The organism is Photobacterium damselae subsp. damselae, from assembly GCF_038086725.1.
Lineage (GTDB): Bacteria > Pseudomonadota > Gammaproteobacteria > Enterobacterales > Vibrionaceae > Photobacterium > Photobacterium damselae.
In genome coordinates this window covers 82,146-95,654 of sequence record NZ_CP146970.1, presented here as the reverse complement: position 1 = coordinate 95,654, position 13,509 = coordinate 82,146, and the positions used below count along the sequence as shown (strand labels likewise).

Here is a 13,509-nt window from a genome sequence, read left to right as displayed (position 1 = left end):
TCTGTGTGGACACTGCGTAAAGCGCAGTCTTTTTTGTAAGGAGGTGATCCAGCCCCAGGTTCCCCTAGGGCTACCTTGTTACGACTTCACCCCAGTCATGAACCACACCGTGGTAAACGCCCTCCCGAAGGTTAAGCTATCTACTTCTGGTGCAGCCCACTCCCATGGTGTGACGGGCGGTGTGTACAAGGCCCGGGAACGTATTCACCGTGGCATTCTGATCCACGATTACTAGCGATTCCGACTTCACGGAGTCGAGTTGCAGACTCCGATCCGGACTACGACATACTTTCTGGGATTCGCTCCACCTCGCGGTCTTGCTGCCCTCTGTATATGCCATTGTAGCACGTGTGTAGCCCTACTCGTAAGGGCCATGATGACTTGACGTCGTCCCCACCTTCCTCCGGTTTATCACCGGCAGTCTCCCTGGAGTTCCCACCCGAAGTGCTGGCAAACAAGGATAAGGGTTGCGCTCGTTGCGGGACTTAACCCAACATTTCACAACACGAGCTGACGACAGCCATGCAGCACCTGTCTCAGAGTTCCCGAAGGCACACTCGAATCTCTTCAAGCTTCTCTGGATGTCAAGAGTAGGTAAGGTTCTTCGCGTTGCATCGAATTAAACCACATGCTCCACCGCTTGTGCGGGCCCCCGTCAATTCATTTGAGTTTTAATCTTGCGACCGTACTCCCCAGGCGGTCTACTTAACGCGTTAGCTCCGAAAGCCACGGCTCAAGGCCACAACCTCCAAGTAGACATCGTTTACGGCGTGGACTACCAGGGTATCTAATCCTGTTTGCTCCCCACGCTTTCGCATCTGAGCGTCAGTCTTTGTCCAGGGGGCCGCCTTCGCCACTGGTATTCCTTCAGATCTCTACGCATTTCACCGCTACACCTGAAATTCTACCCCCCTCTACAAGACTCTAGCCTGCCAGTTTCAAATGCAATTCCGAGGTTAAGCCCCGGGCTTTCACATCTGACTTAACAGGCCGCCTGCATGCGCTTTACGCCCAGTAATTCCGATTAACGCTCGCACCCTCCGTATTACCGCGGCTGCTGGCACGGAGTTAGCCGGTGCTTCTTCTGTAGGTAACGTCAAATAATGCAGGTGTTAACTACACTACCTTCCTCCCTACTGAAAGTGCTTTACAACCCGAAGGCCTTCTTCACACACGCGGCATGGCTGCATCAGGGTTTCCCCCATTGTGCAATATTCCCCACTGCTGCCTCCCGTAGGAGTCTGGACCGTGTCTCAGTTCCAGTGTGGCTGATCATCCTCTCAGACCAGCTAGGGATCGTTGCCTTGGTGAGCCATTACCTCACCAACAAGCTAATCCCACCTGGGCTAATCCTGACGCGAGAGGCCCGAAGGTCCCCCTCTTTGCTCCGAAGAGATTATGCGGTATTAGCTATCGTTTCCAATAGTTATCCCCCACATCAGGGCATATTCCCAGGCATTACTCACCCGTCCGCCGCTCGCCGCCCTTAACGTTCCCCGAAGGTTCAGTTAAGTCGCTGCCGCTCGACTTGCATGTGTTAGGCCTGCCGCCAGCGTTCAATCTGAGCCATGATCAAACTCTTCAATTAAAGTTTTGTTGTATCTAACGATACGGCTCAATGAATACTGTTAATTCATCATAAATGATGAATGAATTGACTGTGCTGATACCGAAGTATCAATTTGGTCACTCAGTTTCATTGATTAAATCTTTTAGACTAAATCATTTCACGAGTGCCCACACAGATTGCATGGTCAAATTGTTAAAGAACGTTGACTATTCAATGCCTTAGCGTTTTATGCTTCAGCAAGTCAGGTGGCGTATAATACGCTTTTCTGATATTCAGTCAAGATAAAATTTTCAACTTTTTCACCAAGTGATTAAAAAGTAAAAACCTTATATTGACGTCGCTCACATTCCAATCAGTGGGAGCGAAATAAAAGCCCGCTCAGCAAAGCGGGCTTTCAAAATGGGCGCTTGGCGATGTCCTACTCTCACATGGGGAGACCCCACACTACCATCGGCGCTGCTGCGTTTCACTTCTGAGTTCGGCATGGATTCAGGTGGGACCACATCGCTAAGGTCGCCAAGCAAATTCTTTTTCGTTACGAGTGTCGAGATTTCTCGATACGAGACTCCTAACGTTACAATCTTAAAAACTGACTATCGCGATACTCGATAACTCGATTCTCGCGGTCTCAAACTTACATTCAAGTGTTTGTGGAGTCCGATAAAACCCCTTGGGTGTTGTATGGTTAAGCCTCACGGGCAATTAGTACAGGTTAGCTCAACGCCTCACAGCGCTTACACACCCTGCCTATCTACGTCGTAGTCTCCAACAACCCTTTAGGATACTTAAAGTATCAGGGATGACTCATCTTGAGGCTCGCTTCCCGCTTAGATGCTTTCAGCGGTTATCGATTCCGAACTTAGCTACCGGGCAATGCGTCTGGCGACACAACCCGAACACCAGAGGTTCGTCCACTCCGGTCCTCTCGTACTAGGAGCAGCCCCTCTCAATCATCCAACGCCCACGGCAGATAGGGACCGAACTGTCTCACGACGTTCTAAACCCAGCTCGCGTACCACTTTAAATGGCGAACAGCCATACCCTTGGGACCGACTTCAGCCCCAGGATGTGATGAGCCGACATCGAGGTGCCAAACACCGCCGTCGATATGAACTCTTGGGCGGTATCAGCCTGTTATCCCCGGAGTACCTTTTATCCGTTGAGCGATGGCCCTTCCATACAGAACCACCGGATCACTATGACCTGCTTTCGCACCTGCTCGAACCGTCATTCTCGCAGTTAAGCGGGCTTATGCCATTGCACTAACCTCACGATGTCCGACCGTGATTAGCCCACCTTCGTGCTCCTCCGTTACTCTTTGGGAGGAGACCGCCCCAGTCAAACTACCCACCAGGCACTGTCCTCACCCCAGATGATGGGGCCAAGTTAGAACATCAACACTACAAGGGTGGTATTTCAAGGACGACTCCACGCAAACTGGCGTCTGCGTTTCAAAGTCTCCCACCTATCCTACACATGTAGGGTCAATGTTCAGTGCCAAGCTGTAGTAAAGGTTCACGGGGTCTTTCCGTCTAGCCGCGGGTACGCTGCATCTTCACAGCGATTTCAATTTCACTGAGTCTCGGGTGGAGACAGCGTGGCCATCATTACGCCATTCGTGCAGGTCGGAACTTACCCGACAAGGAATTTCGCTACCTTAGGACCGTTATAGTTACGGCCGCCGTTTACCGGGGCTTCGATCAAGAGCTTCGACTTACGTCTAACCCCATCAATTAACCTTCCGGCACCGGGCAGGCGTCACACCGTATACGTCATCTTTCGATTTTGCACAGTGCTGTGTTTTTAATAAACAGTTGCAGCCACCTGGTATCTGCGACTCTCGACAGCTCCATCCGCGAGGGACTTCACCGTTAAGAGCGTACCTTCTCCCGAAGTTACGGTACCATTTTGCCTAGTTCCTTCACCCGAGTTCTCTCAAGCGCCTTGGTATTCTCTACCCGACCACCTGTGTCGGTTTGGGGTACGATTTCTTACTATCTGAAGCTTAGAGGCTTTTCCCGGAAGCATGGCATCAATGACTTCGCTACCGTAGTAGCTCGACATCGTATCTCAGTGTTAATGATGAACCGGATTTGCCTAATTCATCCACCTACGTACTTGGACCTGGACAACCGTCGCCAGGCTCACCTAGCCTTCTCCGTCCCCCCATCGCAATAGTAAGAAGTACGGGAATATTAACCCGTTTCCCATCGACTACGCCTTTCGGCCTCGCCTTAGGGGTCGACTCACCCTGCCCCGATTAACGTTGGACAGGAACCCTTGGTCTTCCGGCGAGGGAGTTTTTCACTCCCTTTGTCGTTACTCATGTCAGCATTCGCACTTCTGATACCTCCAGCACACTTTACAATGCACCTTCAACGGCTTACAGAACGCTCCCCTACCCAATGTGCATAAGCACATTGCCGCAGCTTCGGTGTATAGCTTAGCCCCGTTAAATCTTCCGCGCAGGCCGACTCGACCAGTGAGCTATTACGCTTTCTTTAAATGATGGCTGCTTCTAAGCCAACATCCTGGCTGTCTGAGCCTTCCCACATCGTTTCCCACTTAGCTATAACTTTGGGACCTTAGCTGGCGGTCTGGGTTGTTTCCCTCTTCACGACGGACGTTAGCACCCGCCGTGTGTCTCCCGGATAGTACTTACTGGTATTCGGAGTTTGCAAAGGGTTGGTAAGTCGGGATGACCCCCTAGCCTTAACAGTGCTCTACCCCCAGTAGTATTCGTCCGAGGCGCTACCTAAATAGCTTTCGGGGAGAACCAGCTATCTCCGAGTTTGATTGGCCTTTCACCCCTAGCCACAAGTCATCCGCTAATTTTTCAACATTAGTCGGTTCGGTCCTCCAATTGATGTTACTCAATCTTCAACCTGCCCATGGCTAGATCACTCGGTTTCGGGTCTAATCCTAGCAACTATGACGCCCAGTTAAGACTCGGTTTCCCTACGGCTCCCCTAGATGGTTAACCTTGCTACTAAAATTAAGTCGCTGACCCATTATACAAAAGGTACGCAGTCACAGGACAAGCCTGCTCCTACTGCTTGTACGTACACGGTTTCAGGTTCTATTTCACTCCCCTCACAGGGGTACTTTTCGCCTTTCCCTCACGGTACTGGTTCACTATCGGTCAGTCAGGAGTATTTAGCCTTGGAGGATGGTCCCCCCATATTCAGACAGGATAACACGTGTCCCGTCCTACTCGATTTCACTGATAATGCGCTGTTGGTTACGGGGCTATCACCCTTTATTGCCATGCTTTCCAGCATGTTCACCTAACGCAAGATTAGCTTAAGGGCTAATCCGGTTTCGCTCGCCGCTACTGCCGGAATCTCGGTTGATTTCTCTTCCTCGGGGTACTTAGATGTTTCAGTTCCCCCGGTTCGCCTCACAATGCTATGAATTCACATTGAGATAACTGCTTATGCAGCTGGGTTTCCCCATTCGGAAATCGTAGACTCAAGTGGCTCTTACTGCCTCATCTACGCTTATCGCAAGTTAGTACGTCCTTCATCGCCTCTGACTGCCCAGGCATCCACCGTGTACGCTTAGTCACTTAACCATACAACCCCAAGAGGTTTCGTATGGCTCAACAACCAAGGTTTTTATGTTTTCGCCGGACTCTTACACAAGACACTTGAATGTGTTTGTTTTGAGAACTCGTTTTTATCTTTCGATAAAAACTTAAAATAAATCAATCATTCGATTGAATTTACTAGTCAGCTTTCCAGATTGTTAAAGAGCATAACGCAAAAGCGTTAATCAATAACTTATGTTATTCATTAGCACTTTTGCTATTTCTAAAACCATTTCACCAAGCAATCTGTGTGGACACTGCGTAAAGCGCAGTCTTTTTTGTAAGGAGGTGATCCAGCCCCAGGTTCCCCTAGGGCTACCTTGTTACGACTTCACCCCAGTCATGAACCACACCGTGGTAAACGCCCTCCCGAAGGTTAAGCTATCTACTTCTGGTGCAGCCCACTCCCATGGTGTGACGGGCGGTGTGTACAAGGCCCGGGAACGTATTCACCGTGGCATTCTGATCCACGATTACTAGCGATTCCGACTTCACGGAGTCGAGTTGCAGACTCCGATCCGGACTACGACATACTTTCTGGGATTCGCTCCACCTCGCGGTCTTGCTGCCCTCTGTATATGCCATTGTAGCACGTGTGTAGCCCTACTCGTAAGGGCCATGATGACTTGACGTCGTCCCCACCTTCCTCCGGTTTATCACCGGCAGTCTCCCTGGAGTTCCCACCCGAAGTGCTGGCAAACAAGGATAAGGGTTGCGCTCGTTGCGGGACTTAACCCAACATTTCACAACACGAGCTGACGACAGCCATGCAGCACCTGTCTCAGAGTTCCCGAAGGCACACTCGAATCTCTTCAAGTTTCTCTGGATGTCAAGAGTAGGTAAGGTTCTTCGCGTTGCATCGAATTAAACCACATGCTCCACCGCTTGTGCGGGCCCCCGTCAATTCATTTGAGTTTTAATCTTGCGACCGTACTCCCCAGGCGGTCTACTTAACGCGTTAGCTCCGAAAGCCACGGCTCAAGGCCACAACCTCCAAGTAGACATCGTTTACGGCGTGGACTACCAGGGTATCTAATCCTGTTTGCTCCCCACGCTTTCGCATCTGAGCGTCAGTCTTTGTCCAGGGGGCCGCCTTCGCCACTGGTATTCCTTCAGATCTCTACGCATTTCACCGCTACACCTGAAATTCTACCCCCCTCTACAAGACTCTAGCCTGCCAGTTTCAAATGCAATTCCGAGGTTAAGCCCCGGGCTTTCACATCTGACTTAACAGGCCGCCTGCATGCGCTTTACGCCCAGTAATTCCGATTAACGCTCGCACCCTCCGTATTACCGCGGCTGCTGGCACGGAGTTAGCCGGTGCTTCTTCTGTAGGTAACGTCAAATAATGCAGGTGTTAACTACACTACCTTCCTCCCTACTGAAAGTGCTTTACAACCCGAAGGCCTTCTTCACACACGCGGCATGGCTGCATCAGGGTTTCCCCCATTGTGCAATATTCCCCACTGCTGCCTCCCGTAGGAGTCTGGACCGTGTCTCAGTTCCAGTGTGGCTGATCATCCTCTCAGACCAGCTAGGGATCGTAGCCTTGGTGAGCCATTACCTCACCAACAAGCTAATCCCACCTGGGCTAATCCTGACGCGAGAGGCCCGAAGGTCCCCCTCTTTGCTCCGAAGAGATTATGCGGTATTAGCTATCGTTTCCAATAGTTATCCCCCACATCAGGGCATATTCCCAGGCATTACTCACCCGTCCGCCGCTCGCCGCCCTTAACGTTCCCCGAAGGTTCAGTTAAGTCGCTGCCGCTCGACTTGCATGTGTTAGGCCTGCCGCCAGCGTTCAATCTGAGCCATGATCAAACTCTTCAATTAAAGTTTTGTTGTATCTAACGATACGGCTCAATGAATACTGTTAATTCATCATAAATGATGAATGAATTGACTGTGCTGATACTTACGTATCACTTGGTCACTCAGTTTCATTGATTAAATCTTTTAGACTAAATCATTTCACGAGTGCCCACACAGATTGCATGGTCAAATTGTTAAAGAACAATACTGACTTTCGGTAACCGCTTGCGCTGTTGTCCGTGTCAGTGAGGTCGCATTATAGAGACTTCGATCACATTGGCAAGGGTATTTTTGCAAAAAACTTAGCTTTTCTTGCCAAGCGAACAAATAAACCACAAAAAGATCAGTTTGGTTGTAAAGAACAGCGTAAAATTAATAACTTCCATTTCATTTAGGAACAAAAATGACATTTACAACTCAAGCAGACATTCGCCAATACCAAAATTATCAGCCAAAGATCAGTAAAAATACCTATATCGACCCATCAGCTACCGTTATTGGCCAAGTTGAACTGGCGCCACATTGTAGCATTTGGCCTCAAGTCGTTATTCGCGGAGATGTGAACTATATAAAGATAGGGCGAGAGAGCAATATTCAAGATGGGGCGGTTTTACATGTCAGTCGACCATCACCGCAATACCCAAATGGTTTTCCTCTATTAATAGGAGAACAAGTAACGGTTGGACACAAAGCCATGTTGCATGGATGCACAATAGGAAATCGAGTATTAATCGGCATGGGCACCATTATTTTAGACGGTGCAATCATTGAAGATGAGATCATTATTGGAGCAGGCAGTGTTATACCGCCCAATAAACATTTACTGTCGGGTTATCTTTACTTAGGCAATCCTATCAGACAAGTTAGACAATTAAGTGATGCCGAGAAATCCTCATTGACTCTCTCGGCAAACAACTATGTTCGTTTAAAAGATGAATATCAACTTAACCAATAATGATATCGCCGCACTCATCAAAACGTTCATCTTCAATCATCTCTTCTGCGATTTCTTCAAGATCAAAGCGCAGTTCAGCAAAACGAGCCAATATTATCTCTTTATTGGCTAACTCTAGATTAGGAGAATGTTGTTGTAGCCAAGCTAAAGATACCCAGCACGTAATTAAAGCACCGGCCTGCTGAGCTGGGAAATTAACGGCTTGGCGCACACTGTCCCATAGCTGAATATCTGCAAATAAAATATCTTGATTCATTTTCTACTATTTACCTTGTAATGAGCGGCGTAATTCTCGTTGAACTTGCTTCGCCCCAGGTCGTAACCCACGCCACAGCATAAAGCTCTCAGCGGCTTGACCAACTAACATACCAAGTCCATCTAGGTTTTTGCTTGCACCCAGCGTACTTGTCCAGTTATTAAAAGCTGTTGGTTGAGCACCATAAACCATATCGTAACAACACGAATGATGAGTAATAACAGAAGTTGGCACATCAGGCACAGAGCCCGACAAACTGGCTGATGTAGAATTTATCACAACGTCAAACCCATCTTGCAATGCTAACGTTTCATTGTCCATTGCCGCAATATTACCAAAAGTGGCAAATGTATCCGCTAAGGCTTGAGCTTTATCATAAGTACGATTGGCGATGACCAATTGTTGGGGATTTTGTGCCAATAGCGGCAAAATAACCCCGCGAGCAGCGCCTCCAGCCCCAATTAATAGAATTCGCTGATTTTCAAGCGTTACTTGATGAGCCAATAAGTCCTGTACCAACCCCTCACCATCAGTGTTATCTCCCAGTAATACACCATCATCTAATAATTTAAGTGTATTCACCGCTCCTGCTAAACGTGCACGTTCTGTCAGTTGGGTTGCGACGCGATAAGCTTGCTCTTTAAAAGGAACAGTGATGTTACAGCCTCGACCTCCGGCAGCCAGAAAATCGTCTAATGCTGTTTGAAATCCGTCTAAGGGCGCTAATATCGCTTCATAACTCATTTTCTGACCTGTTTGGCGGGCAAATAAAGTATGAATATAAGGGGATTTACTCTGTGCAATGGGATGACCAAAAACTGCGTACTTATCCATAAGAAATCCTATTCAATCCAATTCCGAGGTTTGAGATAATATTGATAAAGCTCAGCTTCTGCACTATTGGGTTCAACCTGATAATCGTATTCCCACCGAGCTAATGGTGGCATCGACATAAGAATCGACTCCGTACGGCCTCCACTTTGTAAACCAAAGAGCGTTCCGCGATCATATACTAAATTAAATTCCACATAGCGACCGCGACGATACAGTTGAAATTGACGCTCACGCTCGCCAAAGCAATGAGATTTTCGCTTTTCGACAATCGGTAGATAAGCATCTAAATAACCTTGCCCTACCGCTTGGATATAAGCAAAGCACTTATCAAACTCCCATTGATTTAAATCATCAAAGAACAATCCACCAATACCACGGGTTTCGTTGCGGTGGGGTAAGAAAAAGTAACGATCACACCAAGCCTTATGTTGGGAATACACAGCGTCACCGAATGGTTGGCAAAGCTGATGGGCTATTTGGTGCCAATGAAGACAATCTTCAGCAAAAGGGTAAAACGGCGTTAAATCAAAGCCGCCACCAAACCACCAAACAGGTGCTTCCCCCTCTTTTTCAGCGATAAAGAAACGGACATTAGCATGGGACGTTGGTACATAAGGATTATGAGGATGAATCACTAACGATACCCCCATAGCTTCAAATCGTCGCCCTGCTAATTCAGGTCGATGAGCCGTTGCCGATGCAGGCATTTCAACGCCAAATACATGAGAGAAATTCACTCCGGCTTGTTCAAATACCTGACCATGACGTAATACTCGCGTACGACCGCCACCACCTTGTTCTCGTTGCCAATCATCTTGCTCAAACTGTGCAACACCATCTTGTTGTTCAAGAGCGCGACAAATTTGATCTTGTAACTGCAGCAAAAAGATTTTCACCGCTTCTTTATCTATAAAGGCCATATATTACCCTTGTCGAAATACTTTACCCGTTTGTGCATCGCGGATTTCAGATGGATTATCACGACCACCCACTTCGCCTTGTAAGATAGCCGCTAAATACTGCCCCAACTGCGCTTCAACGTCTTGATAGGTACGCCCAGGTTCTTGTCCTGTTAAATTAGCGCTCGTTGAAGTTATTGGTTTACCAAACTGACGACACAGTTGTTGAACTAAAGGGTGATCACTGACCCTTACGGCAATAGTCTCAAATTGGCCAGTTAAAAATTTAGGGACCGACGGTTTCGTTGGCATCACCCAGGTTACAGGCCCTGGCCAGCTATTTTTTATCTGCTCAAGTTGGTTGGTCGTCAACTGACTTTCATCAACATAAGCTAATAACTGATCATAATCCGCAGCAATTAAAATTAAGCCCTTCTCTATTGGGCGCTGCTTTAATGCTAAAAGTTTGTGTACGGCTTGTTCGCTATCAGGATCGCAACCAACCCCAAATACCGCTTCTGTTGGATAGCCAATCACTTCTCCTTGTTGGAGAGCGGCTACGACTTGAGCAAAATTATCCACAACGGCCTCTTCTCTTTTTTACTGTTATCTGTTTAGTTTCAGTTTGAAGTGCTTATCTTACCCAGTCCCTATTGTCATAGCTATGCAGGAATTAAATTCGATGCAAAACCCTGACGCAAACGTTTTCCTTAGCGAAAAAGCACCGTATAATGCCGATATCGGTCGCTTTATACCTATTTCAAGGAGAACACAATGAAAGTTGGGATCATCATGGGCTCACAGTCAGACTGGCCAACAATGCAACATGCTGCTGAAATGTTAGAGCGGTTTAATGTCGAATACGAGACCAAGGTTGTGTCTGCTCATCGAACTCCACACTTATTGGCTGAATACGCTCAAAACGCGCAGCAAAGAGGTATCACCGTTATCATTGCTGGTGCTGGCGGAGCCGCTCATTTGCCAGGGATGACAGCTGCATATACTTCATTGCCAGTACTGGGTGTTCCGGTTCAATCTCGCGCCTTAAAGGGGCTTGATTCACTTCTTTCTATTGTTCAAATGCCAAAAGGTATTGCTGTTGGCACTCTTGCTATTGGCGAAGCGGGAGCTGCAAATGCAGGACTATTAGCCGCTCAGATCATTGCAACATCTAATGAAGAAGTTCGCCTTGCTATCGAAGCGTTTCGTCAACAACAAACCGATACTGTTCTTAGTCAACCCGATCCTAGTCTGGAGTAACTATGCAAGTATTGATCTTAGGTGCAGGCCAGTTGGCTCGAATGATGTCTCTCGCTGCAACGCCACTAAATATTAATGTTCTGGCATTCGATGTGACGACCAATACCATAGTCCATCCAATTAGTGGGCAAACTTATCCATATAGCCTTGAGCAAGCCATTGCACAGAGCGATGTAATCACGGCAGAGTTTGAACATATTGCCCACGATATTTTGGATTTATGCCAACAAAGCGGCAAACTCTTTCCCGCGCCAGAAACCATAAAAATTGGTGGTGATCGCGCAAAAGAAAAAGCATTGCTCGATAATGCCCAAGTAGCTAGTGCACCCTATCACATCATCCATAATCAAGACGATTTGATCTCAGCAATCACTGCAATAGGTCTACCTTTGGTACTAAAAAGTACATTGGGAGGGTACGATGGAAAAGGTCAGTGGCGTCTGCATGATCAACACGATGTCGCCTCGCTTTGGCCTCAGCTGGCAGCGTGTATTGCAGCCACACCAAATCAAGCCATTATTGCAGAAGCTTGGATCCCATTTCAGCGCGAAGTTTCCATAATCGGGGTTCGTGATAAGCAAGGTAATATCACCACCTACCCATTAACCGAGAATATCCACACTAATGGCGTTTTGAGTCTTTCCACGGCGTTAATAGAAGATAACAAGCTGCAACAACAGGCTAACTGTATTTTTAGTCAAGTTGCAGAACAATTAGATTATGTTGGTGTGTTGGCGATTGAACTGTTTGATGTCAATGATCAACTGCTGGTCAATGAGATTGCACCTAGAGTTCATAACTCAGGCCATTGGACCCAACAAGGTACCTTATGTTGCCAATTTGCAAATCATATCCGGGCAGTTTGCGGCCTGCCTTGTGGTGATACTGCTGCACGATGCGCCACCGCAATGATCAACATTTTAGGCATTGATTCTTTGCCAACCGAAATTTACCAACTGCCATATTGCAGCGTACATTGGTATGGTAAAGAAGCGAGAGTTGGGCGAAAAATGGGGCATATTAATGTGACTGCAGCCACCACAGAACAACTGCAGCTGGCGTTACAGCACTTAGGGTCGATTCTACCAGAGACCCAATTTCCAGCCCTACCGAGAGAGCACTGATATCCTATTAACTCTCGAATCAAACAATACCAATCCATCTAAGGCGCTCACAATCAGCGCCTTAGGTTTATTTAGTATCGGTACTATCTTGATAGGCTTGGCAATGACGGTTAGCACACTGCAACTTCACACCTGCGGCCAGTTTTTTCTCTATTAATAAGGGATAATGGCACGATTGGCACTCTCCAATCACAGGCTTATTGTTCACAGCAAAACGACAGCGTGGATATTGATCGCAGGCGTAAAACAGTTTGCCATAACGGGACTTACGCTCGACTAAATGACCTGTTTTACATTCAGGGCAAGCGATATGTGTCTCTTCCGCTGGCTTTTCTGGTGAAGAGATATAATCGCATTGAGGATAGCTGGAACAGCCAATGAACATTCCAAATCGACCTTGGCGCAACACTAATTCTTGTTGGCACTTAGGACAAGGAACGCCCAGTAATTTCACTATGTGGCCATCATTTTGCTTTAGCGGTTGAATATAATCACACTCTGGATAATGGCTACAACCAAGAAAAGGTCCATGTTTACCAAAGCGCATTTGCAATGGCTCACCACATTGAGGGCAAGTTTGCGTTAAGGCATGTTCATGATTAGAAAATAACGATGAGTGCGACATAGAAGGAAATACCAGCAGTGATCAATAAAGCTACAGTAGCAAATCGCGGTAGAATAAAAAATGAAAAATCGGGCCGATATTACCCGATCTGTTCACTTTTATTGGCTATCTTAATGGAGATACCCTTCTTGAGTGCCATATAGCAACTCTTCCATCTGAGTATATGCATTTTCATTATCTGGCGCGTTGAACAGTACCATTAAAATAATCCATTTCAGATCATCGAGTGTGAACTCATTGGTATCGAGTTCCATTACTCGATCAACAACCATTTCTCGTGTCTCAGTACTAAGCACGTTCAGTTGTTCAAGGTACGTCAAAAAGCCACGACATGCGATATCAAGACGTTGCATCTCTTGTGGCGTATAAATACGCATCGAAGTGATCGCACTCATATTGGCATATGGTGTATCGCTATCTTCTTGCAGTGCTGCGAGGTTTTCCAACCAATTTAGTGCCTTATAGATATCATCTTGATGAAACCCTGCGCGCACCAACTCTTCCGATAACTCATCTTGATCCAACATGAGTTCAGCATCGCTTTGAATGTAGGTTTCAAACAAGTACATCAGTATATCCATCATG

General features: G+C 47.2%; 9 protein-coding genes and 4 rRNA genes. 3 read left to right on the top strand and 10 right to left on the bottom strand.

The window, feature by feature from the left end:
• Positions 1-36 precede the first annotated feature (36 nt).
• The 4 genes from WAX86_RS00440 to WAX86_RS00425 all read right to left on the bottom strand — a co-directional run bounded on the left by WAX86_RS00440 (position 37) and on the right by WAX86_RS00425 (position 6,992).
• Positions 37-1,588: ribosomal RNA gene (locus WAX86_RS00440) — 16S ribosomal RNA — on the bottom strand.
• Between the two features lie 387 nt (positions 1,589-1,975).
• Positions 1,976-2,091: ribosomal RNA gene (rrf, locus tag WAX86_RS00435) — 5S ribosomal RNA — on the bottom strand.
• A 160-nt stretch (positions 2,092-2,251) separates the two neighbouring features.
• Positions 2,252-5,144, bottom strand: a 23S ribosomal RNA gene (locus tag WAX86_RS00430).
• Positions 5,145-5,440: 296 nt separating this feature from the next.
• Positions 5,441-6,992, bottom strand: a 16S ribosomal RNA gene (locus WAX86_RS00425).
• The 16S, 23S and 5S rRNA genes sit together here, the layout of an rRNA operon.
• 382 nt (positions 6,993-7,374) lie before the next feature.
• Between WAX86_RS00425 and WAX86_RS00420 the strand changes: the two genes are divergently transcribed.
• Positions 7,375-7,926, top strand: coding sequence for a gamma carbonic anhydrase family protein (locus WAX86_RS00420; protein WP_237034948.1), 552 nt, complete (start codon positions 7,375-7,377; stop codon positions 7,924-7,926).
• On the opposite strand, the gene WAX86_RS00415 is transcribed toward WAX86_RS00420, so the two are convergent.
• Genes WAX86_RS00415 through WAX86_RS00400 form a run of 4 tightly spaced genes read right to left on the bottom strand, consistent with a single transcriptional unit; the run spans position 7,916 to position 10,497 of the window.
• The gene (locus WAX86_RS00415; RefSeq protein WP_044178838.1) at positions 7,916-8,182 is read right to left on the bottom strand and encodes a DUF1488 domain-containing protein; all 267 of its coding nucleotides are present in this window, start codon (positions 8,180-8,182) and stop codon (positions 7,916-7,918) included. The genes WAX86_RS00420 and WAX86_RS00415 overlap by 11 nt on opposite strands.
• Before the next feature lie 6 nt (positions 8,183-8,188).
• Entirely contained in the window at positions 8,189-9,016 is an 828-nt protein-coding gene (gene aroE, locus WAX86_RS00410; protein WP_341488978.1) for a shikimate dehydrogenase, read from the bottom strand.
• Between the two features lie 8 nt (positions 9,017-9,024).
• Positions 9,025-9,936 carry an oxygen-dependent coproporphyrinogen oxidase gene (gene hemF, locus WAX86_RS00405; protein ID WP_341488977.1) on the bottom strand — a complete coding sequence of 304 codons (912 nt, stop codon included), beginning with the start codon at positions 9,934-9,936 and terminating at the stop codon, positions 9,025-9,027.
• A 3-nt stretch (positions 9,937-9,939) separates the two neighbouring features.
• Positions 9,940-10,497, bottom strand: coding sequence for an L-threonylcarbamoyladenylate synthase (locus WAX86_RS00400; protein WP_044178827.1), 558 nt, complete (start codon positions 10,495-10,497; stop codon positions 9,940-9,942).
• Positions 10,498-10,689: 192 nt separating this feature from the next.
• On the opposite strand from WAX86_RS00400, the gene purE reads away from it, so the two are divergent.
• Positions 10,690-11,175 carry a 5-(carboxyamino)imidazole ribonucleotide mutase gene (purE, locus tag WAX86_RS00395; protein ID WP_138241220.1) on the top strand — a complete coding sequence of 162 codons (486 nt, stop codon included), beginning with the start codon at positions 10,690-10,692 and terminating at the stop codon, positions 11,173-11,175.
• 2 nt (positions 11,176-11,177) lie between these two features.
• The gene (locus tag WAX86_RS00390; RefSeq protein WP_068945801.1) at positions 11,178-12,299 is read left to right on the top strand and encodes a 5-(carboxyamino)imidazole ribonucleotide synthase; all 1,122 of its coding nucleotides are present in this window, start codon (positions 11,178-11,180) and stop codon (positions 12,297-12,299) included.
• Between the two features lie 67 nt (positions 12,300-12,366).
• Here WAX86_RS00390 and WAX86_RS00385 read toward each other — a convergent pair whose 3' ends face one another.
• Both WAX86_RS00385 and WAX86_RS00380 read right to left on the bottom strand, forming a co-directional pair.
• Positions 12,367-12,924 carry a topoisomerase DNA-binding C4 zinc finger domain-containing protein gene (locus WAX86_RS00385; RefSeq protein WP_005302142.1) on the bottom strand — a complete coding sequence of 186 codons (558 nt, stop codon included), beginning with the start codon at positions 12,922-12,924 and terminating at the stop codon, positions 12,367-12,369.
• 110 nt (positions 12,925-13,034) lie between these two features.
• Positions 13,035-13,508, bottom strand: a complete 474-nt coding sequence (locus WAX86_RS00380) for a DUF494 family protein (RefSeq protein ID WP_036764597.1) — start codon at positions 13,506-13,508, stop codon at positions 13,035-13,037.
• Position 13,509: the final 1 nt, after the last annotated feature.

Excerpts from the sequence above, each read along its gene's own strand:
- WAX86_RS00420 (WP_237034948.1), top strand. The coding sequence starts at position 7,375 with ATGACATTTACAACTCAAGCAGACATTCGCCAATACCAAAATTATCAG.
- WAX86_RS00415 (WP_044178838.1), bottom strand. The coding sequence starts at position 8,182 with ATGAATCAAGATATTTTATTTGCAGATATTCAGCTATGGGACAGTGTG.
- aroE (WP_341488978.1), bottom strand. The coding sequence starts at position 9,016 with ATGGATAAGTACGCAGTTTTTGGTCATCCCATTGCACAGAGTAAATCC.
- hemF (WP_341488977.1), bottom strand. The coding sequence starts at position 9,936 with ATGGCCTTTATAGATAAAGAAGCGGTGAAAATCTTTTTGCTGCAGTTA.
- purE (WP_138241220.1), top strand. The coding sequence starts at position 10,690 with ATGAAAGTTGGGATCATCATGGGCTCACAGTCAGACTGGCCAACAATG.
- WAX86_RS00390 (WP_068945801.1), top strand. The coding sequence starts at position 11,178 with ATGCAAGTATTGATCTTAGGTGCAGGCCAGTTGGCTCGAATGATGTCT.
- WAX86_RS00385 (WP_005302142.1), bottom strand. The coding sequence starts at position 12,924 with ATGTCGCACTCATCGTTATTTTCTAATCATGAACATGCCTTAACGCAA.
- WAX86_RS00380 (WP_036764597.1), bottom strand. The coding sequence starts at position 13,508 with ATGATGGATATACTGATGTACTTGTTTGAAACCTACATTCAAAGCGAT.